This is a genomic window from Streptomyces sp. NPDC043746 (assembly GCF_056436485.1).
On sequence record NZ_JBWKCM010000018.1, the window covers coordinates 69,292 to 89,456 of the forward strand.

At 74.0% G+C, this 20,165-nt stretch carries 17 protein-coding genes and 1 pseudogene; 12 read left to right on the forward strand and 6 right to left on the reverse strand.

Annotated features, from left to right (window positions below; translation table 11 throughout):
* From AC0682_RS20205 to AC0682_RS20215, 3 genes are all read right to left on the reverse strand, one after another.
* Positions 1-744 (reverse strand): hypothetical protein, encoded by a 744-nt coding sequence (locus AC0682_RS20205; RefSeq protein ID WP_478534339.1) that lies wholly within the window; start codon positions 742-744, stop codon positions 1-3.
* A 9-nt stretch (positions 745-753) separates the two neighbouring features.
* Positions 754-3,117 carry an FHA domain-containing protein gene (locus AC0682_RS20210; RefSeq protein WP_478534341.1) on the reverse strand — a complete coding sequence of 788 codons (2,364 nt, stop codon included), beginning with the start codon at positions 3,115-3,117 and terminating at the stop codon, positions 754-756.
* Between the two features lie 151 nt (positions 3,118-3,268).
* Positions 3,269-3,685 carry an ATP-binding protein gene (locus AC0682_RS20215; RefSeq protein WP_478534343.1) on the reverse strand — a complete coding sequence of 139 codons (417 nt, stop codon included), beginning with the start codon at positions 3,683-3,685 and terminating at the stop codon, positions 3,269-3,271.
* 427 nt (positions 3,686-4,112) lie between these two features.
* On the opposite strand from AC0682_RS20215, the gene AC0682_RS20220 reads away from it, so the two are divergent.
* Positions 4,113-4,529 (forward strand): acyl-CoA thioesterase, encoded by a 417-nt coding sequence (locus AC0682_RS20220; protein ID WP_478534345.1) that lies wholly within the window; start codon positions 4,113-4,115, stop codon positions 4,527-4,529.
* A 72-nt stretch (positions 4,530-4,601) separates the two neighbouring features.
* On the opposite strand, the gene AC0682_RS20225 is transcribed toward AC0682_RS20220, so the two are convergent.
* Positions 4,602-5,135, reverse strand: coding sequence for an EF-hand domain-containing protein (locus tag AC0682_RS20225; protein ID WP_478534347.1), 534 nt, complete (start codon positions 5,133-5,135; stop codon positions 4,602-4,604).
* Between the two features lie 539 nt (positions 5,136-5,674).
* On the opposite strand from AC0682_RS20225, the gene AC0682_RS20230 reads away from it, so the two are divergent.
* The 5 genes from AC0682_RS20230 (at position 5,675) to AC0682_RS20250 (ending at position 11,080) form a co-directional block, all read left to right on the forward strand.
* Positions 5,675-6,925 (forward strand): cytochrome P450, encoded by a 1,251-nt coding sequence (locus tag AC0682_RS20230; protein ID WP_478534348.1) that lies wholly within the window; start codon positions 5,675-5,677, stop codon positions 6,923-6,925.
* Positions 6,926-6,944: 19 nt separating this feature from the next.
* On the forward strand, positions 6,945-8,078 hold the full coding sequence (locus AC0682_RS20235) for a type III polyketide synthase (RefSeq protein ID WP_302885889.1): 1,134 nt from the start codon (positions 6,945-6,947) through the stop codon (positions 8,076-8,078).
* Between the two features lie 102 nt (positions 8,079-8,180).
* Positions 8,181-9,371: a S8 family peptidase gene (locus AC0682_RS20240; RefSeq protein ID WP_478534350.1), complete on the forward strand. Its 1,191-nt coding sequence runs from the start codon at positions 8,181-8,183 to the stop codon at positions 9,369-9,371.
* Positions 9,372-9,662: 291 nt separating this feature from the next.
* Entirely contained in the window at positions 9,663-9,980 is a 318-nt protein-coding gene (locus AC0682_RS20245) for a cupin domain-containing protein (protein WP_254813117.1), read from the forward strand.
* A 173-nt stretch (positions 9,981-10,153) separates the two neighbouring features.
* Positions 10,154-11,080 carry a YihY/virulence factor BrkB family protein gene (locus tag AC0682_RS20250; RefSeq protein WP_254813118.1) on the forward strand — a complete coding sequence of 309 codons (927 nt, stop codon included), beginning with the start codon at positions 10,154-10,156 and terminating at the stop codon, positions 11,078-11,080.
* On the opposite strand, the gene AC0682_RS20255 is transcribed toward AC0682_RS20250, so the two are convergent.
* A complete protein-coding gene (locus AC0682_RS20255; protein WP_254813119.1) occupies positions 11,064-12,074 on the reverse strand; it encodes a zinc-binding dehydrogenase in 1,011 nt (336 codons plus the stop codon). The two genes, AC0682_RS20250 and AC0682_RS20255, sit on opposite strands and share 17 nt — an antisense overlap.
* Before the next feature lie 55 nt (positions 12,075-12,129).
* Positions 12,130-12,984: a M12 family metallo-peptidase gene (locus AC0682_RS20260; protein WP_478534353.1), complete on the reverse strand. Its 855-nt coding sequence runs from the start codon at positions 12,982-12,984 to the stop codon at positions 12,130-12,132.
* Positions 12,985-13,210: 226 nt separating this feature from the next.
* Between AC0682_RS20260 and AC0682_RS20265 the strand changes: the two genes are divergently transcribed.
* The 6 genes and pseudogenes from AC0682_RS20265 (at position 13,211) to AC0682_RS20290 (ending at position 20,162) form a co-directional block, all read left to right on the forward strand.
* Entirely contained in the window at positions 13,211-14,086 is an 876-nt protein-coding gene (locus AC0682_RS20265) for an ABC transporter substrate-binding protein (RefSeq protein ID WP_478534355.1), read from the forward strand.
* A gap of 284 nt (positions 14,087-14,370) precedes the next feature.
* Positions 14,371-14,968, forward strand: a pseudogene (locus AC0682_RS20270) (ArsR/SmtB family transcription factor); the annotation flags it as partial.
* A 247-nt stretch (positions 14,969-15,215) separates the two neighbouring features.
* Entirely contained in the window at positions 15,216-16,607 is a 1,392-nt protein-coding gene (locus AC0682_RS20275) for an MFS transporter (RefSeq protein ID WP_478534356.1), read from the forward strand.
* Between the two features lie 163 nt (positions 16,608-16,770).
* Positions 16,771-17,703 (forward strand): carbohydrate kinase family protein, encoded by a 933-nt coding sequence (locus AC0682_RS20280; RefSeq protein WP_478534357.1) that lies wholly within the window; start codon positions 16,771-16,773, stop codon positions 17,701-17,703.
* Positions 17,704-17,803: 100 nt separating this feature from the next.
* Positions 17,804-18,922 carry a beta-ketoacyl-ACP synthase 3 gene (locus tag AC0682_RS20285; RefSeq protein WP_478534359.1) on the forward strand — a complete coding sequence of 373 codons (1,119 nt, stop codon included), beginning with the start codon at positions 17,804-17,806 and terminating at the stop codon, positions 18,920-18,922.
* Entirely contained in the window at positions 18,906-20,162 is a 1,257-nt protein-coding gene (locus AC0682_RS20290; RefSeq protein ID WP_478534361.1) for a beta-ketoacyl-[acyl-carrier-protein] synthase family protein, read from the forward strand. Before AC0682_RS20285 ends, AC0682_RS20290 begins: the two co-directional genes overlap by 17 nt.
* Positions 20,163-20,165 lie beyond the last annotated feature (3 nt).

The window sequence follows — 20,165 nt, forward strand, 5'->3', positions numbered from 1 at the left end:
TCACCGCCCGCCGTCCGGCGAGTCGTCGTGCGTGACGACCCGCGTGGGTTCGGGCTCGTCGGCGGTCACGACCCGCGTGGGCTCCGGCGGCCCTTCCGACGTCACCACGCGCGTGGGCCCGGGCCCGTCGGACGCCACCGGCTCGGGGGGCCCGGGGTCCTCGGCCGCCTCGGGTGGGCCGTCCGCCGTGACCACCCGGGTGGGCTCGGGCCCCGCCGTGCCCGGCCCCGTGAACGCCGTCCCCGACCCGGGCCCGGACTGTGCCGCGTACGTACTCAGCTGTCTCCCGTCGCAGAAGACCCACCGCTCGTGCTCGGCGTCGTACAGCCACACCGACTCCCCGTCCACGACCATGCCCACCCGCAGCCCCCGCGTCCGCTGCTGGAAGCCCTCCCCGTCGCTGCGGCCCTCGGCCAGATCCTGAGCGGCGCGCCGGTACTGGTTCAGGGCCTCCTCCGCGCGGGCCAGCAGCGGGCGCGGGTCGGCCGTGCGCGCGAGCGGCCGACCGGGGGCCGGAGGAGTACGCGGTACGGAGACCAGGAGCCGACCGTCGACCCAGGCCGCCCAGCCGTTGGAACAGACGACGTACGCCCAGTCACCGCGCCGCTCGGCCAGTCGCACCGGCAGCAGCGCGTCCAGCGGGTCGGTGGGCCGGGCGGTGTCCGGCGTCTCCCAGGCGGTCAGCCCGTCCGGGGGGACGACATGGGTGGGGCGGAAGTCCGGGGCCGGGTCCGGGGTCGCCATGGCACCGCCTCACTTCCGCATGACCGCGGGCTCATGGCGCCGCAGCAGCTTCGCGACGACGTAACCGAAGAGGGCCGAGAGGACGACGAGCATGCCCATGTTGAGCAGCCAGACCCCTCCCGAGTGTCCGAAGAGCGGGTCGGACGTCAGATCGCCCGGCACGATCCGCGCCAGGTCGATCGTGCCGGCCATCGCGCCCAGTGCCCACCGCGAGGGCACCAGCCAGGACAGCTGCTCCAGCCCCGGCACCCCGTTCAGCTTCAGCAGGGCACCGCAGAAGACCACTTGGACGATGGCGAGGAGGACGAGCAGCGGCATCGTGACCTCCTCCTTGCGCACCAGGGCGGAGACCAGCAGGCCGAGCATCATCGCGGTGAAGGACAACAGGGCGACGGCCAGAGTGATTTCCAGCAGTGGTGGCAGGAACACCCCTTCGCCGCCCGGAGCGTTGAGGTCGACACCGACCAGTCCCACCAGCGTCAGGACGACGGCCTGGAGGACCGTGATCGTACCGAGCACCACGATCTTCGACATCAGGTACGCGGATCTGGAGAGGCCGACGGCTCTCTCCCGCCGGTAGATCACCCGCTCCTTGACCAGCTCCCGTACGGCATTGGCGGCCCCGGTCAGCACCCCGCCCACACACAGGATGAGCAGCGCGTTCATCGCCGTCTCCTGGGTGAGCCTGCTCCCGGCCAGGGCGCGGGCCATGGCGCCCATGACGAAGGGCAGAGCGATCATGATGATGAGGAACGTCCGGTCGGCGGCGAGCGCGGAGGCGTACCGGCGGACCAGAGTGCCGAGCTGCGCACCCCAGTTACGGGTCTTGGGCGGCGGCGCGACGGACCCGCCGGGCGCGGCCTGGGTCAGCCGGGGCTGCGCCGAGGCACCCGCGATGTACCGGCGGTGGAAGGGCGAGTCGGAGTACGTGGTCGCCCAGTCCCGGTCCCGGTCGTTCTCGAACGCCTCGAAGGCCTCCGGCCACTCGGAGAACCCGAAGAACGCGAGGGCGTCGTCCGGAGGACCGTAATAGGCGATGCGGCCGCCCGGCGCGAGGACGAGCAGCCGGTCGCAGACCTCCAGGCTCAGCACGCTGTGCGTGACGACGATGACGGTGCGGCCGTCGTCGGCCAGCCCGCGCAGCATATGCATGACGGAGCGGTCCATCCCCGGGTCGAGCCCGGAGGTCGGTTCGTCCAGGAAGAGCAGCGAGGGCTTGGTCAGCAGCTCCAGGGCGACGCTCACGCGCTTGCGCTGGCCGCCGGAGAGACTGTGGATGGGCTGGTCCACCCGTTCTTCCAGGCCCAGTTCATGGATGACCTCCAGGACCCGCTCCTGCCGCTCGGCCTTCGCCGTGTCCTGCGGGAAGCGGAGTTCGGCGGCGTACCCGAGGGCTTTGCGCACGGTCAGCTGGGAGTGGAGGATGTCGTCCTGCGGGACCAGGCCGATGCGCTGGCGCAGCTCCGCGAAGTCACGGTAGAGGTCACGGCCGTCGTAGAGGACGGTCCCGGTGTCGGCCGGGCGCAGGCCGGTCAGGGCGTTGAGCAGCGTCGACTTCCCGGCGCCGCTGGGACCGACGACCCCGAGCAGGCACTTCTCGCCGACGGGGAAGGAGACCTTGTCCAGCAGCGTTCGGCCGCCCCGGCCCGCCCTGCCGACATGGACCTCCAGATCCTGGACGTCCAGCGACACCTCGCCGGTGTCCACGAACTCCTGGAGCACGTCCCCGACCAGGCTGAACGCGGAGTGGCCGATACCGATGATGTCCCCGGCCCGTACGACCGCCCGGTCGACGGGCTGGCCGTTGAGGAACGTGCCGTTGTGGCTGCCGAGGTCGACGATCTCGTGCCGGCCGTCGGGGAGCGCCCGCAGCTCGGCGTGGCGCCGGGAGACCACGAGGTCGTCGATGACGAGGTCGTTGCCCGCGTCGCGGCCGATGCGGACGGTCTTCGCGGGCAGCGGCCGTACGGTGGTGGGCTGCCGGAAGGTGCCGGTGGCGGCGGGCATGGAGACGGCCGACGGCCGGTCGGCGGCTGCCGGGCGGGCCGGGGGCTCGCGGCCCACGAGCACGGCGCGGGGGCCGTCGCCCGGATTGCCGAAGTGGATGACGCTGCCCGCGCCGACGTCCGACGTGTGGATGCGATGACCACCGGTGTACGTGCCGTTGGTGCTGTCCTCGTCCTGGAGCATCCAGTGACCGGCCTCGGGGTGGAGCACCGCGTGGTGCCAGGAGACCCGGTCGTCGTCGATGACGATGTCGCTCTCGGGATCGCGCCCGACATGGTAGTCCCGGCTCGGACTCATCACCGTGGAGCCGTGATCGGTCTCCAGGACGAGTTCGGGCGCAGTCGGCGCTGCGGGCCGCTCTCCCATGTCCTGAATTCTATCGACACGCCGCGATCGGCGCCCCTCGCCGCAGGACCGCGTCGACCGTGCGGTCCGGGCAGGCCGTCCGGCGCCCGGCCTCGGCGCCGGCGCGCCGCGGGCCGGCCCGGGCGCGCTGCGGGCCGTGGCCCCCGGGTGGTCAGCGGAGCACGGTCGCGAGGATGACCTTCCCGCCGTCCGGCGACTCCCGGACCGTGACCTCCTGGGCCAGTCGCCGGATCATCGGCCAGCCGAAGCCGCCCGTGCGGCCGGTCAGGTCGGGCGTCCGGTCCCGCGGGTGCTCCGGGCTCGGGTCGCTGATCCGGACATGGACGCCCGTCCGGTCCGCGGTGAGGCGGAGCGCGGTGACCGCCCCCGCGTGCCGGACGGCGTTGGTGACCAGCTCGGAGACCAGGAGCAGCAGGTTCTGCACCACGTGGGCGGCCGGTGCGGGGTGCAGCCGTCGGACGAAGCTGGTGACGGCGTCCCGTGCGTCGGCGGCCTTCTCCGGCTTGCAGACGTAGTCGGTGCGGGTCTCCCCGTCCGGTGAAAGTGTCATCAGCATGCGGTCGTTCATGGCAGTCACCCCGTCGCGTGAGCTTTCTGGCTGAGGACCGGATACCCGCGGAACGGCATTTCATGGAGAACGGCCGGGGCGGGCGGCCCGGACAGCCCGCCAGGGCCGGGGGCCGGGCCCGCTTCGTACGGCCACCGCCCGGTGACCGGGCAGGCCCGGGAGCGCCCGCGCACCGACCACGACCCGCTGCACCGCGAGGAGTACCTCCTGGCGCGGCGGGTCGTGGGATGAGCCCCCGGGCCCCTTCGGACACCGGCGGGTGTGCTACCGCAGACAGGGGCCCGCCGTGCCGGTCCTCCCGGGCGCGGCGTTCTTCCCGCCGAGGTCCAGGACGTACGCGTGCGGGAAGGAAGTCACCGGTGCGTAAAGGGATCGGGCAGGGCTGCCCCGCAGGAATGGACCGCAGCCCGGAGGCGTTCGCTGGGTCATGACCTTCTTCGTCGATGTGACCGTGCGCGGCTACGAGCTGGACACCCAGGGCCATCTGAACCAGGCCGTCTACCTGCAGTACGCGGAACACGCCCGCTGGGAGCTTCTGCGCGCGGCCGGGTTGCCGCAGGAGAAGCTGCTCGCGGACGGGGTCGGCCCGGTGGCGCTGGAGGTCACGGTGAAGTACCTCCGCGAGCTGCGCGGGGGTGAGCGGGTGCGGGTCACCTGCCGCTTCGACTACGGGACGGGGAAGACGTTCACCCTGGAGCAGCGGATCGTCAAGGAGGACGGAACGGTGGCCGCCGAGATCACCGGGGTCGGCGGCGTCCTGGACCTGACCGCCCGCCGCCTCGTTTCGGACCCGGGGGGTCGGCTGGCCGCCCTGGCGGACGACCCGGACCTGCTCACGGGCTGACCGACCGGCCCGCACGGCCGAAGGCCCCGCCGAACGGGGCGGGGGCCTTGGGCGGTCGCCGCGGGCGACCGGTCAGACGGCGGTGCCGACGGTCAGGTGGTCGCCGGGGATACCCGCCTTGCCGGGGGCGTAGTAGTCCTTGATCCCCTCTACCCAGGTCTCCACCCGGATCCGGTCCCCGTCCGAGGGCTCGAAGGCGTCGAAGAGCGCGTCGATGTTGGCGGGCTCGAAGCCGATGGCGGTCATCAGCGCCATGAACAGGGGGCGTTCGATCAGCCCGTCTCCGTCCGGGTCCCCGAGCGCGGCCAGCGCCTCCGCGAAGACGGCCACGGTCGCGTCGAACCGCTCCGGCGACAGCACGCAGGCGGTGAACTCCTCGAAGCTGATCTCCCCGTCGCCGTTCTCGTCCAGCTCGGCCAGCAGGGTTCGCCAGTACCGCCGGAACGCCGTCCGCATCGCGTCCTTCGCCGCCGGGTCCGAGGCGTGCGCCTCCCGGATGACCCGGTCGGCCATGATCTCGAAGTCGTCGGCCTCCAGGACTCCGTTGGCGTTGGCATCGAACAGGGAGAAGACGAGCGCCACGCGCCGGTCGGCCTCAGTGGTCATGAATCCGTCACCTTTCGCCGTACGGTCCCGCCGACCGATGCCCGGTCGGCGGGACCCACTGTCAGGCCGGAGAGGGGCGGGGACGGCCGAAGTCGTCCCCCTTTCACCTGAAGGACGTAACCGCCCGGCACAAACGTCCAGTTGAGGCAGTCGGCCGGGGCTCGCGCCCCTCGCACGCCCCGGTGCGGCCCGTCGAGGCCGGTCCCGTACCGGGGAGGAGCGGGCGAACCGGCCGCCGGGACCCACGTTCCAGGCCGGGCGGACGCGCGTGCCGTCCGCCGGGAGCGGGGAAGCGCGGCCCCCCAGCAGACCGATCCGCTTCTGCTCGACCAGCCCGGCACCTTCCTGGACGCCGGCCACCGGACCGGAACGCTCGACCCGCTCGGACGACAGGGGGAGCGTGCGCCCCCTCTGATCGGCTGACTGCGGACCACGGCTGACATGTTTCGCGGGACGACGGGGGACACAGGGGAGGTCTGTTCCCGGGCCCGGAGCCGGGACGCCCCGACACCCCCGAACCGGTCATTGGGAGAACCTCGGTGGAGAACACCTCGGTCCGACACGCCTCGGCGCAGGACGCCCCGGCGCAGGAGAAGGAATCCGTACGGAGCTGTCCCTTCGACTTCGCCCGACAGCTGGAGTTCGACCCACAGCTCAAGGAGCTGCTCACCGAGGAACCCGTCTCCCGTATCCGTATGGCCTACGGCGAGGGAGAGGCCTGGCTCGTCACCCGGTACGAGGACGTCCGGACGGTCACCACCGACCGACGCTTCAGCCGCAGCGCGGTCCTCGGCCGGGACTTCCCCCGGATGACGCCGGAGCCGATCGTCCAGGCCGAGTCCATCAACCTCATGGACCCGCCCGCCAGCAGCCGGCTGCGCAGCCTGGTCGCCAAGAGCTTCACCCCGCGCCGCGTCGAGCAGATGCGGGCGGGCACCCAGCGTGTCGTGGACCGGCTGCTCGACGGGATGGAGGCGGAGGGCTCACCCGCCGACTTCGTCGCCCGGGTCTCCTCGCCGCTGCCGCTCATCACCATCTGCGAGGCGCTCGACATCCCCGAGGCCGACCGCCCCTGGCTCCGTGCCCACGCCATGACGATGATGACCGTCGGCGCGGCGGGCAAGGAGGACGCGGTACGGGCCAAGGCCGAACTGCGCGGCTACTTCACCGAACTGACCGCCGAGCGCCGCCGCTCCCCGGGCCAGGACCTCATCAGCACCCTGGCCACCGCCCGCGACGGCGACGAACTGCTCGACGACAGGGAACTCGCCGTGATGGCGATGGTCCTGCTCATCACCGGCCAGGACACCACCACCTACGAACTCGGCAACATCGCCTACACCCTGCTCACCCGGGCCGACCTGCTCAAGACGCTCCAGGCCGAACCCGAGCGGCTGCCCCGCACGATCGAGGAACTGCTGCGGTACATCCCCTTCCGCAAGGGCGTCGGCATCCCGCGCGTCGCGATGGAGGACGTGGAGCTGGGCGGGGTCACCATCAGGGCGGGCGACATCGTCCATGTGTCGTACCTGACGGCCAACCGGGACGCCGCCAAGTTCGACCGCCCCGACGAACTCGACCCCGACCGGCCCTCCATCCCGCACATGACCTTCGGCTGGGGCGCCCACCACTGCCTGGGCGCACCGCTCGCCACCATGGAGCTGGAGGTGGCCTTCGCCACGCTGCTGGCCCGCTTCCCGGGGCTGCGTCTCGACGCCGAACCCGAGGACGTCCGGTGGAACACCACGTCCATCTGGCGCTACCCGCTCGCCCTGCCCGTCACATGGTGACGAGAGCCTCCGCTCCCAGATACGAGGAGAACCCATGGCGACCCTGTGCCGACCGGCCATCGCTGTGCCCGAACACATCATCACGATGGAGCAGACGCTGGACCTGGCCCGGGAGACCCACCACGGGCACCCGCAGCGCGACCTGGTCCTGCGGCTCATCCGGAACACCGGCGTCCGGACCCGGCACCTCGTCCAGCCCATCGAGGAGACCCTCAAGCACCCGGGGTTCGAACTCCGCAACCAGGTGTACGAGGCCGAGGCCAAGTCCCGGGTCCCCGACGTCGTACGGCGGGCCCTCGCCCACGCCGAGACCGAACCGGACGAGATCGACCTGATCGTCTACGTCTCCTGCACCGGTTTCATGATGCCCTCGCTGACCGCCTGGCTCATCAACACCATGGGGTTCTGCCCCAAGACCCGGCAGCTGCCCATCGCCCAGCTCGGCTGCGCGGCGGGCGGGGCGGCGATCAACCGGGCGCACGACTTCTGCCGCGCCTACCCCGGCTCCAACGTCCTCATCGTCTCCTGCGAGTTCTGCTCGCTCTGCTACCAGCCCACCGACATCGGCGTCGGATCGCTGCTCTCCAACGGCCTGTTCGGGGACGCCCTCTCCGCCGTCGTCGTCCGGGGCGAGGGCGGCACCGGCATGAGCCTGGAGCGCAACGGCTCCCACCTCGTGCCCGACACCGAGGACTGGATCTCCTACGCCGTCCGCGACACCGGATTCCACTTCCTGCTCGACAAGCGCGTCCCCGGCACCATGGAGATGCTCGCGCCGGTCCTGAAGGACATCGTCGACCTGCACGGCTGGACGGTCCCGGCCATGGACTTCTTCATCATCCACGCGGGCGGCCCGCGCATCCTCGACGACCTCTGCCACTACCTCGACCTACCGATGGAGATGTTCCGCTACAGCCGGGCCACCCTCACCGAACGCGGCAACATCGCCAGCTCCGTCGTCTTCGACGCGCTCGCCCGCCTCTTCGACGACGGCGGGGCGGCCCCCTCGGCGCAGGGCATGATCGCCGGCTTCGGCCCGGGCATCACCGCCGAGGTCGCCGTCGGCAGCTGGACGCACCACGACCCCGCCGCCGACCCCGACCGGGAACTGGCCGAACTGGAACTCACACCCGGCGTTGCGCTGTCCGGCTGAACCCGTGTTAAGGCGCCGCGCGGGAGGGGACGAAGGACCGGGTACGCGCGCTTCGCGACCGCACACCCGTACCGCCGACCGACCCCACTCAAGGAGACCTGCATGCGCCTGCGCGCCCGATGGGCCCCGGCAGCCCTGCTGCTGATCGCGCCACTGATCGGCACCACCACCCCGGCCACCGCCGACACCGGACCGAAGGGGGTCCCGGTGGAGCGGAGCGTCCGGGCCGTCCCCGGGCAGTACATCGTCACCCTGGAGCCCGAACTCTCCCCGGACACCGTCCTGGAGGAGTTCGGGCTCCGCCCGCTGTTCACGTACGGGAACGCCCTGCACGGGTTCGCCGTCACGCTCACCGCCACCGAACTGGAGGCCGTCCGGACCCTCCCGGGGGTGCTCGCCGTCGAGGAGAACGCCGAGGTGGCAGTCGAGGCACCCCGGACGGGCGGCCTCTTCCGGGCCCCCGCGGCCACCTGGGGCACCGACCGGATCGACCAGCGCGCCCTGCCGCTGGACGGCACCTTCACCACGACCGCCACGGGGGACGGGGTGAACGTGTACGTCGTCGACACCGGGATCGACGCCGCTCACGCCGAGTTCGGCGGCCGGGTCGTGCGCGGCTACGACTCGGTCGGGGACGGCCGGATGGGCCAGGACTGCAACGGCCACGGCACCCATGTCGCCGGGACCGTGGGCGGCTCCACCTCCGGGGTGGCCAGGGACGTCTCGCTGGTCAACGTACGGGTGCTGGACTGCCGGGGCCGGGGCACCTGGGCCGGGATCCTGGCCGGGTTCGACTGGGTGGCCAAGGACGCGGCCGCGCGTCGTGCCCCCTCCGTCCTGAACGCCTCGCTCGGCGGGGCCCGTTCGCGCGCGGTCGACGCGGCGGTCGAGGCCGTCGCCGACGCGGGGGTCCTGCCGGTGGTGGCCGCGGGCAACGAGGACCAGGACGCCTGCAACGTCTCCCCGGCGGCGGCCGACGGGGTGGTGACGGTGGGCGCGAGCGACCGCCAGGACCGGGAGACCTCGTTCAGCAACTGGGGCTCCTGCGTCTCCCTCTACGCCCCGGGCGCCGACATCGTCTCCGCCCGGCTCGGCGGCGGCACCGTCTCCCTGAACGGCACCTCCATGGCCAGCCCGCATGTCGCCGGGGTCGCCGCCCTGCACCAGCAGGAGAACCCGGAGGCCTCGCCCGCGGCCCTCGCGCGCACCCTGACCGAGACCGCCACCCCCGACGTGCTCTCCGGCCTCGGCCAGGGCTCGCCCGACCTGCTGCTCTACACCGGCGGTCTCTGACCCGCACCGCAGGCCGGAGCCGGTGAGCGGCGGCCGACAGGCGTCCCGCTCACCGGCCCCGCCCTGTCCGGCTGTTGCCCGGACAGCGGACGGTCTCCTGTTCTCCGCGCCTCTCCGACTCCACCGCGCGGAAGAAGCCGTAGGGCGTGCGGAACCACGTGTTCCTGACTGCGGATCCAGGGCCGTACCCTTCCCGCACTCTGCTCCAGGGCCGACGGGGAGGCGCCTCCCGCCCGGCGGGAGGCGCCTCCAGGATCGCGGGGCGGCGGGCCCTGCGGCAGAGTGGGCACCATGGACGATCTCAACGCACTCGCCGACGAGCACCTGACAGCCGCCCGGGCCTCCGCGCACGGCCGCAGCGCACACCTCCTCATCCAGGAACCGCCCCTGCGCCAGACGGTGATCGCCCTCACCTCCGGATCCGCGCTCGACGAGCACAACGCCCCGCCCGCCGCCTCCCTGCTGGTGCTCCGCGGCACGGTCCGTCTCACCGCCGTGTCCGGGGACGCGGAACTCCCGGCCGGCACCCTCCACCCGATCCCGCAGGAGCGCCACGGGCTGTTGGCCCTCCAGGACGCGGTGGTGCTCCTCACGGCCGTCAACGACTGACGGCGGCCCACGACGGACGACGGCGGGAGGTACGGCCGGGGTTCTGCGGACTTCTACGGACCGGACAGGTGTGTCCGGCTGTCGAGGTGGCAGGAGAGGATCGAGGGAAGCCGGGGCGTCCGACGGACGAGCACCCCGCCCGCCGCGTCCGACCACGTCCCCGGAGTACCCGCTTGACCACCCAGACCGCCGCCCCCGCGGACCGCACCACCACCCCCGCCGGGCGCCCCCGCACGCCGCGCCACTGGCTCACCGCTCTGCGCCGCACGCCGGTCTCGCTGTGGAACGACGACATCACCGACTGGGCCGCCGCCCTCACCTACTACGCGATCCTCGCCCTGCTCCCGGCACTCCTCGTCACCGTCTCCGTGATCGGCCTCGCCAACCCCGACGCGACCACCGCCCTGATCGCGGACATCACCGCCTTCGCCCCCGCCGAATCCGGCGAGGCGCTGCGCCGTCCGCTGGAGGCGGCGACCGGGCAGCGCACCGCCGTCTGGCTGCTCGTCGGCACCGGATCCGTCAGCGCGATCTGGTCCGCGTGCAGCTACCTCGCCGTCTTCCGGCGGGCCATGCACGCCATGCACGACGTACGGGACAACCGGCCGCCGCTCCGCCAGGCGCACATCATCGTCGTCTCGGCCGTCGGCCTGCTCGTCCTCCTGATGACCAGCGCCCTCGCCCTCGTCCTGACCGGCCCCCTGGCCCGCTGGCTCGGCCGCCGCGTCGGCCTGCCCCACGAGGGCGAGACCCTGTGGGTGATCCTGAAGTGGCCCGTGCTGCTCTGCCTGGTCGCCTGTCTGATCCTGGTCCTCTTCAGCACCGGACCCCGCTCCGCGCGCGGCGTCCGCCGGGGGCTGCCCGGCGGGGTGCTGGCCGCCTTCCTCTGGCTCACCGCCTCCGCGCTCTTCGCCCTGTACGCGACCCAGATCGGCAGCTACAGCAGGCTCTACGGCTCCCTCGCCGGCCTCGTCGTCTTCCTGATCTGGGTCTGGTTCGCCAACCTCTCCCTCCTCGCCGGAGCCCAGTTCAACGTGGAGCTGGACCGCCCGGAGCGGGAGGAGGGGCCGAAGAAGGAGCCCGTCACGGACGCAGGATGAGGCGGACCGGGGCGCCCTCCTTGGTCTCCATCCGCCGCACCGCCGCGGCCACCTCCTCCAGCGGCAGTACGTCGGTGATCGACCGGGAGAAGTCCAGCCGCCCGCCCTCCGCCAGCCGCACCAACTGCGCCACATGGTGCTCCTCGGAGCCGTAGTGGCCCAGGATGCGGTGCTGGAGGTAGCTGAAGCGGGTGGAGCGGTCGACCGTCAGCGGCTGGTCGCTCAGCCCCACGAGCACCAGCCGCCCCTTGGGCGCCAGCACGCTCAGCGCCTGCTCCCGCACGGGGGGCGCGCCCGCGAAGTCGAAGGCCGCCTCCAGACCGGCACCGCCCGTCGCCCCGAGCACCCGGTCGCGCAGGAGCGGGTCGCCGGAGTCCAGAGCCAGATCGGCCCCGAAGTGCAGGGCCCGGTCGCGGGCGGCGGGGTGCGGGTCCACCGCGATCACCGGGTACGCCCCCACCGCCCGCAGCAGCTGCACGGCGTGCGCCCCGAGCCCGCCCGCGCCCCAGACCCCGACGGCCTGCGCCGGGCGCACGTCACCGGTGCCGGTCACCGCCGCCCAGGGGGTGGAGACCGCGTCCGGGATGATCGCCGCCTGCTCCAGGGGGAGCGTGCTGGGCAGGGCGACCAGGGTGGTGGCCGAGGCCACGGCGTACTCCGCCCAGCCGCCGTCGTAGTCGACCCCCCGCGTATGCGTCCGGCCGCCGCGCCGCTCGCCCGCCTGGAGGACCACCCGCTGCCCGGCCGTCCAGCCGCCGACCCCGGGCCCGAGGGAATCGATCGTCCCGGCCACCTCATGGCCCAGGGTGACCGATTCGCCCTCCAGATACAGGGGCGTCAGCGAGCCGTCCGCGAGATGCACGTCGGAGAGGCAGACCCCGGCGGCGCCCACCTTCACCAGCACCTCGCCCGGCCCCGGTACCGGCTTCGCCACCTCCTGGACGGAGAGGGTGCGGGTGGGCAGGTGCAGGCGCACGGCGCGCATGCGGTCCATGGCGGGGACCCTTCGGACGACGGTCGGCCCGGTCCCGGGCGACGGGCCCGGCCGGTCAGGCCTTCGAACGGTATCCGGCCACGATCGGCATCGTCTCGCGCAGCACCCGCACACTGTCGTTCGACGCGTCCCCGAGCCGGTGGCCCTTCCACACCCCCTCCGCACTGGAGAACCGGCTGATCGGCTTGCAGGGGCCGCCGCAGGCGGCGCGGTACGCCATGAGGGTGTAGTGGCGCCGGTCCTCGGTGATCCAGCCGGTGTTGTACGGGCGGGTGCGGCTCAGGCTCATCGACCCGCCGCCGCCCGACGCCAGCGTCGTCCGGTCGTGGGCCAGGCCCAGGTTGTGGCCGATCTCGTGGCTGGCCGAGTCCAGCTCGATGCCGTCGACCTCGACGACCGCGTACGCGTACTCATGGGTCGAGCTGTCGAGGGCGGGCGTGTAGTCCGCGGTGCCGCCGCCGCGCTCGGCCCGCTCCACGACGAGCGTCACCAGGTCGGCGCCGTACCGGTCGCGCTGCTCGTGCACCTGGCGCCCGAGCCCCGACGTGTGGTCCTTGAGCACGGCGTAAGCGGCGCGGAACTCCTCCGAGCCGTCGTACCCCTTCGCCGTGTACGGGTGGACGATCCGGATGGTCCCGCAGAGCCCGTCCGCCGCCAGCGAGCGGTTCAGCCGGGTCGCGATCCGCTGGGCCGAGGCCGGGACCCGGTGCTCGCCGCCGACCCGTTGCGCGGCCTTGGGCGTGTAGACCACCAGCACATCGACCATGGGACACGCCGCCGCCCTCGCCGCCTTCCCCGACGTCGGGGGAGCGGCCGGAGCGTTCGTCGACCGGCCGACGAGGAACGGGGCGGCGCAGAGGGCGGCGGTGAGGGAGACGGCCAGAGCCGTCTTCAGGAGGGCTGCGCGCATGGGGGGACGACTCCATCCGGAGGGGACGGGCGGAGAGGTGCGCTCGCGATTGCTGAGCGTGACACCTTTCTAACACTTGGTGAACTCGGCCGCCCGTCGCGCCGATACCGGGCGGTACGAAGGTCGGGGCCGGGCCGAGGGGTGTGAGGGGGAGGGGGTGGGCAGGTACACGTGTACGAACTCGCGCAAGCGGTACGGCGGTCGGTGGCAGAGGGGCGTGTGTGACGTGACGGAACAGAGCGAATGGCGGTTCTCCGACGACCGGGGTCAGCTGTCGACGGCTCCGCGGCGGCCCAGGCGGGTGCTCGCCTATGTGCAGGCCGGGGCGACGCTGTGGGGTCTCGGCATCCGGCCGCACGCGATCTTCGGCTCCGACCATGACGGCCCCGGCCCCGACCGTGCCAAGACCGGGACGCTCCCGCTGGACGAGGTGGCGTACGTCGGCGCGGGCGGCGCCCTGGACGTGGAACGGCTGCTGGCCGGCCGGCCGGACCTGGTGGTCACCGTGAGCTATGGCGGCGGTCATGTGTACGGGCTGGCGCCGGAGACCGCGAAGCCGTTGGAGGAGCGGGTCCCGGTCGTCGTCATCGATGTGAGCCAGGCCCGCACGTTCACCGAGATCGGTGAACGGTTCGCCGAACTGGCCCGCTCGCTCGGAGCCGGAGGCGGCGCCGACGCGGACGCCGATCTGGCCGCCGCCCGGGAGCGGCTGCGGAGGGTCGCCGCCGCCGCGGGCGGGGCCGGCGGGCCCCGGGTGGTCGCCCTCTCCCCGGCCGCGCCCGACCGGGCGCATGTGGCGCGCCCCGCGATGTGGCCCGAGCTGCGCGTCCTCACCGAGCTGGGCGTCCGCCTGGTGGAACCGGCCCCGGGCCCCGGGGCCAACTGGTCCACCCTCGACCGGGCAGAGGCCTTCGCGCTCCGTCCCGAGGTGATCCTCACCGACATCCGCGCCCACGCCGCCCCGCTCGACGAGCTGCGCGGGGAGGAGTGCGGCGCGGTGCCCGTCGTGCCGTGGAACCCGGAGCCGCTGTACGGCCCCCGCGACCACGCCCGCTTCCTCGGCCTGGTGGCGGACGCGCTGGAGGCGGCCCGGGCGCGCTAGGCGTTCCGTCCGCGGAGGCTGGTGGCAGCGATCACTGGAGAGTGCGCTCCGGAAGAGGGGTGCGGGGCGGTGGGTGGGTTCCTGGGCCACGGCGAGCGGATCGGCCCCTGTCCGGCCTGTCCCGGCGCAGGCTCGCCTTCGAGCGCGCCGGCCGGGACGGGTGCCGGGAGGTGATCGACGTCCCGGGGGCGCGGTCCGCCCGACCGAGGAGGCTCGCCCGGTCTCCAAAAAATATTCTGCAAAAATACTTTGGGAAAATGGTCGGGCCGCTCTACGCTGCTGCCATGACCAGCGAACCCAGCCGCCGCGTCCTCGATCCCGAGCGCGACGGAGCCGCCTTCAAGGCCCTCACCCACCCGCTGCGGATCGAGTTGCTCGGCCTGCTGCGGCAGCACGGCCCGGCCACCGCCAGTGAGCTGGCCGCGCGCACGGGCGAGACCTCCGCCTCCACCAGCTACCACCTGCGGGTCCTCGCCAAGTACGCGTTCGTCGCCGAGGCCGAGCACCGCGACGGCCGCGAGCGCCGCTGGAAGTCCGTGCATGCCCTCACCTCGTGGAGCAACGAGGCCATGCACCGCGCCCCCGGCGGCCGGGCCGCGCTCACCGCGCTCCGCCGCCGCCAGCTCCAGTACCTGGAGCAGGCGCTGGCCCGGCACGAGGCGGACCTGGAGAGCGGCCGCCTCGACAGCGCCTGGCAGGAGCCCGCGGGCCTGAGCGACAGCCTGCCCCGGCTGACCCCCGAGTCGCTGACCGAGCTGTGGGACGTCCTCGCGGCGAAGTCGGCCGAACTGGCCGCCCGCGACGCCGACGACCCGCGTGCCGAGCAGGTCGTGGTGTTCACGGCGGGGCTCCCGCTGGCGCCGGAGCCGGTGGGAGGAGCGTCGGCGGAGGATCCCCCCGTGCCGGAGCCGGTGGCGGAGGGCTCCGCCGCGACCGGTGGCTCCGCCCCACGGCCGTCCGGAGGCTCCGGCCGGTCCTCCGCCCGACGGCCGTCCGGTGGCTCCGCCCCGCAGCGGTCCGACGGCTCCGGCCGGTCCTCCGCCCCACGGCCGCCCGGTGACTGCGCCCCGCAGCGGCCTGACGGCCCGGGTCCGTCCTCCTCCGCCGCCCCCGCCGACGAGGGCCCCGCGTGAGCGGGGCGACCGGAACCCCCGGCACCCCGATACCGCCCCCGTCCGTCCCCGGCCTCCGCATCCCGGACCCGCTGACCGCACGCCGCCGGTTCGTCACGGTCTCGTTCCTCTTCTGGCTCCCCATCGGCATGTCCATCGCGACCGGGGTGCTCCTCTTCACCGACCGGGGCATGGGCCTCGCCGCCGTCGCGGGCCTCTTCGCCGTGCACTCCCTCACGGCCGCCGCGATGGAGCTGCCCACCGGAGGCCTCTCCGACGTCGTCGGGCGCCGCGCCGTCCTGGCCACCGCGGGCCTTCTCAACGTGGCCGCCTTCACCCTCTTCGGCCTCGCCTCCGCCGCCTGGGCCATCGCGCTCGGCATGGCCCTCATGGGGTGCGCCCGCGCCCTGTCCAGCGGGCCCGCCGAAGCCTGGTACGTCGATACCGTCCACGCCCACGCGGGACCCGCCGCCGACCTCCGTACGGGGCTGGCGCGCGGCAGCTCCGCCACCTCGGCCGCCCTCGCACTGGGCACCCTGCTCGGCGGCGGGCTGCCCTGGCTGCTCGGCCGCGTCCCCGGCGCGGGGGACCGGCTCGCCGCGGTGACCGGCGGCCACGTCATCCCGCTCTCCGTGCCCGCGCTCCTCGGGGCGCTGGTCGCAGCCGGGTTCGTCCTCTACGTGGTCAGCGCCCTGCCCGAACCGCCCCGGCCCCGGGCCACCCTGCGCGGGGTCCTGGGCGGTGTGCCCGTCGCCGTCGGGTCCGGGCTCCGGCTGGCCGGACGGGACACCGTGATCCGGCGTCTCCTGCTGACCGCGAGCACCACCGGAGCGGGCCTGGCGGTGCTCGAACTCCTCACTCCGGGCCGGGCCGCCGCACTCATGGGGACGGCCGAGTCGGGCGCCGCGGTCTTCGCCGGGCTCGCCTGCGCGGGATTCGTCTGCGCCGCCCTCGGCAGTCAACTGGCCCCGCTCGCTGCCCGGTCGACCGGCAGCAGTGGGCGCGCGGTCCTGGCGGGCCGAGGGGCGGCGGTGCTGGGACTGGTCCTGCTCGGTGCCTCCGCGGGCTCGACGAGCGCCCTCGCCACGGCGGTCGCCGGCACCGGCTTCGGGCTGGCCTACCTGGGGCTGGGCGTCGCGGCCCCCAACGCCAACGACCTGCTGCACCGCCGGGTCGACGCCCAGGGCCGGGCCACCGCGCTCTCCGTCCAGTCGCTGGCCCTGCAACTGGTCGCCGCCGGTGCGGGGATAGCCTTCGGCCTGCTGCCGCTCGGGCCGCTGCCCTGGCTGCTGGCCGCCGCAGTCGCGCTCGCCGGGGCGCTGCTCTGGGTGCGCAGGGTCCCCGGCACCCCGGAGGGGCGGCTGCCCTCCCCGCTGCCCGTTGTGGCCGGATCGGCGTCCGAACGGTGAGCGGCCGGTGCCCGATCGCCCGGGTGGCTTCCGCCGGAGGGGCAGGATCGGGCTGAATGGGGCGGAGAGCCGCACCGGCCGTCCGCCCCCGCACAAGGACGGCGGAAGAGCCCGGTCCGCCCGCCGCCACTCCACGTCACAGCAGCTGAGGAGATCCACCCCCATGCCCGACCACAGCGACCTGCTGGTCGTCGGCGAATGCGTTGCCGACATCGTCCGGCTGCCGGACGCGGAGGACCGGGTCCACCCCGGCGGCAGCCCCGCGAACGTCGCGTACGGCCTCGCCCGGCTCGGCCACCGGGCCACCCTCCTCACCCAGCTCGGCCCCGACGCGTACGGGCGGCTCATCCGGGACCACCTGACCTCCGCCGGAGTCACCGTCCGCACCGACGGGGCAACCGCCCCCACCCCGTCGGCAGCCGTCACCGTGGACGGGGCGGGGCAGGCCTCGTACGCCTTCGACGTCGCCTGGACCCTCGCCCCGCCGGCCCTGGAACCGGCCCCGGGCCATGTGCACACGGGGTCGATCGGAGCGGTGGTGGCGCCGGGTGCGGACACGGTCCTGGACATCGTGCGGGCCGCCCGCGCCACGGCGACCGTCAGCTACGACCCCAATGTGCGGCCCGCCCTCATGGGGGAACGCGTTGATGCCGTGCGGCGGGTCGAGGAGTGCGTCCGGCTCAGCGACCTGGTCAAGGCGAGCGACGAGGACCTGGCCTGGCTGTATCCGGGGGAGGAGCCGGAGAAGGTGGCCGCCCGCTGGCTGGAGCACGGGCCCGCCGCCGTGCTGGTGACCCGGGGCGGCGACGGAGCCCTCGCCGTGCTGCCCGGCGGGTCGTTCACGGTGGCGGCCGCACGGGTGGAGGTCGCGGATACCGTGGGCGCGGGCGACGCGTTCATGTCGGGCACCCTCCACGCCCTGGCCGCGCACGGCCTCCTCGGCGCCGGAGCGCGGGAGCGGCTGCGGGCGGTGGACCGGGGCACCCTGACCGACGTGACTCGCCACGCGGTGGCCTCCGCCGCCGTCACCGTCTCCCGGGCCGGTGCCAACCCGCCCGACACGACGGAGCTGAGGGAGGCGCTCGACCGTAACTGACAGCCCGTCATGACCCGTTCGGCCCAGTCGAACGCATCCTCGCCAGGCGCCCCGCCGTTCGTCAACCGGCCGCAGTACGACAACGGGATCGGGGCAGCGGGTGACGGGAAGACGAGCAGCAGGCAGCGGGGCGGGGCCGCGGGGACGCGAGCGCGCCTTAGCGACCGGAAGCGGACGCACGGCCGTACTGGAAGGCGTGGCGGGCTGGGTGCCGGGGGAGCCGGTCCCCAACGAACTGCTCCCGACCGGCTGGGGCGTCGACGACGCCTGGGTGCGCCGCCGCACCGGCATCGGCAGCCGGCACCGCGCCGGGCCCGGGACCGCCACCGGTGACCTCGCCTACGAGGCGGCCTCCCGGCTGCTGGCGGGCGCCCCGGCGGCCGGGCCCGTCGACGCGGTGGTCCTCGCCACCGCCACCCCCGACCACCTCTGCCCCGGCACCGCGCCCGCACTCGCGGCCCGGCTCGGGCTCGGCACCGTACCGGCGCTGGACATCGCCGCCGTGTGCAGCGGCTTCGTCTACGGGCTCGCCCTCTGCCACGGACTCATCGCCTCCGGGCTCTACGGGCGCGTCCTGCTGGTCGGCGCGGACGTCTACTCGACCTGGCTCGACCCGGAGGATCGTTCCGCCGGAGTCGTCTTCGGCGACGGGGCGGGCGCGGCCCTGGTGGCGGCGGGGCAGGCCGGTGACCCCGGTGAGCTGCTCGCCTTCGACCTGGGCAGCGACGGCACCGGCTACGAGCTGATCACCGTCCCCGGCGGCGGCGCCCGCGCCCGGGCGAGCGGGAAGCCGTCCCCGCTCGGGGACGCGTACTTCCGGATGCGGGGCTCCACCGTCTACCAGCACGCCGTGGAGCGGATGACCGGCTCCTGCCGGGCGCTGCTGGAGCGGGTGGGCTGGGACCCGGCCGAGGTCGACCACTTCGTGCCGCACCAGGCCAACGCCCGGATTCTGCACGCCGTCGCGGACCGGGTCGGGATCGGCCCGCAGCGCTGCGTCACCCATCTGGAGCGGGTCGGCAACACCGGTGCCGCCTCCATCCCCCTCGCCCTGGCCGACGCGGCCGGGAGGGGGGTGCTCCGGAGCGGCGACCAGGTGCTGCTCACCGCGTTCGGGGGCGGATTGACCTGGGGCTCGGCCGCACTCCGCTGGCCGGGGACCCCGCAGACCGATTCGACGATTTCTACGGAAGGAACTCAGCATGTCGCAGTCCGCTGATCAGGGCACCGGAGCAGGTTCCGGCACCGCCGTCGCGGTGACGGGGATCGGCCTGGTGACACCCGCAGGGGCTGACGAGCACAGCTTCTGGGAGGGGCTGTGCTCCGGGCACTCCACCGCCCGTCGGCAGCCGGAACTGGCCGGTCTCCCGGTCGACTTCGCCTGCGCGGCCGACGCGGTCGACCTCGACGCGGCGGTCGGCGGCCGCTCGGTGTGGCGGATGGCCCGGTTCGTGAAACTGGCCGTCGTCGCGGCCCGGCAGGCCGTCGCGGACGCCGGACTCGACCCGGTGGTGTGGGACGGCGGCCGGGTCGGCGTGGTGCTGGGCGTCGGCGTCGGGGGCGTCTCCGTCCTCGTCGACAACGCCGCCAGGCTGGCCGCCTCGGGCCCCGACGCGGTCTCCCCGCTGCTCGTCCCGATGATGATCCCCAACGCGGCGGCGGGCGAGGTCGCCATCGCGCTGAAGGCGGGCGGCCCGTCCCTCGCCCCCGCCACCGCCTGCGCCTCCGGGGCCACCGCCGTCGCCGTAGCGCGGGACCTGCTGCTCGGGGGGAGCTGCGACGTGGTGGTGGCGGGCGGCTCCGAGTCGGTGCTGACCCCGCTGGTGGTGACCGCGTTCGCGCGGATGGGTGCGCTCTCCACCCGTACCGACGATCCGGCCGGCGCGTCACGGCCGTTCGCCGCCGATCGGGACGGGTTCGTGCTCGGCGAGGGCGCCGCCATGCTCGTCCTGGAGCGGGCGGAGGCGGCCCGCGCCCGGGGCGGCCGGGCCCGCGCCCTGCTCACCGGCGCCGGATCCAGCACCGACGCCCACCACCCCACCGCCCCGGCCCCCGACGGGCGCGGCGCCGAACGCGCGGTGCGGGCGGCCCTGGACCAGTCGGGGTGGACGGCCGGAGAGGTCGACCACATCAACGCCCACGGCACCTCCACCGCTCTGAACGACGCCATGGAGACCGCCCTCATCTCCCGGCTCTTCCCGCACCGCCCGCCCGTCACCGCCCCCAAGGGCGTCATCGGGCACACCCTCGCGGCGGCGGGCGCGATCGAGGCGGTCGCCACCGTCCTGACGCTGGAACGTGCCCTCGTCCCGCCGATCGCCAACCTGGACTCCCTCCCCGACGCCTTCCCGCTCGACTGCGTGGTGAAGGAGCCCCGCCACCGGCGGGTCGAACGCGCGGTGAGCCACTCCTTCGGCTTCGGCGGCCACAACGTGGCGCTCGCCTTCCAACGTGCCTGAAGC

Bases quoted from the DNA above. Each gene is read 5' to 3' on its own strand.
- AC0682_RS20205 (WP_478534339.1), bottom strand. From the start codon at position 744: ATGGCGACCCCGGACCCGGCCCCGGACTTCCGCCCCACCCATGTCGTC.
- AC0682_RS20210 (WP_478534341.1), bottom strand. From the start codon at position 3,117: ATGGGAGAGCGGCCCGCAGCGCCGACTGCGCCCGAACTCGTCCTGGAG.
- AC0682_RS20215 (WP_478534343.1), bottom strand. From the start codon at position 3,685: ATGAACGACCGCATGCTGATGACACTTTCACCGGACGGGGAGACCCGC.
- AC0682_RS20220 (WP_478534345.1), top strand. From the start codon at position 4,113: ATGACCTTCTTCGTCGATGTGACCGTGCGCGGCTACGAGCTGGACACC.
- AC0682_RS20225 (WP_478534347.1), bottom strand. From the start codon at position 5,135: ATGACCACTGAGGCCGACCGGCGCGTGGCGCTCGTCTTCTCCCTGTTC.
- AC0682_RS20240 (WP_478534350.1), top strand. From the start codon at position 8,181: ATGCGCCTGCGCGCCCGATGGGCCCCGGCAGCCCTGCTGCTGATCGCG.
- AC0682_RS20245 (WP_254813117.1), top strand. From the start codon at position 9,663: ATGGACGATCTCAACGCACTCGCCGACGAGCACCTGACAGCCGCCCGG.
- AC0682_RS20255 (WP_254813119.1), bottom strand. From the start codon at position 12,074: ATGGACCGCATGCGCGCCGTGCGCCTGCACCTGCCCACCCGCACCCTC.
- AC0682_RS20260 (WP_478534353.1), bottom strand. From the start codon at position 12,984: ATGCGCGCAGCCCTCCTGAAGACGGCTCTGGCCGTCTCCCTCACCGCC.
- AC0682_RS20280 (WP_478534357.1), top strand. From the start codon at position 16,771: ATGCCCGACCACAGCGACCTGCTGGTCGTCGGCGAATGCGTTGCCGAC.
- AC0682_RS20290 (WP_478534361.1), top strand. From the start codon at position 18,906: ATGTCGCAGTCCGCTGATCAGGGCACCGGAGCAGGTTCCGGCACCGCC.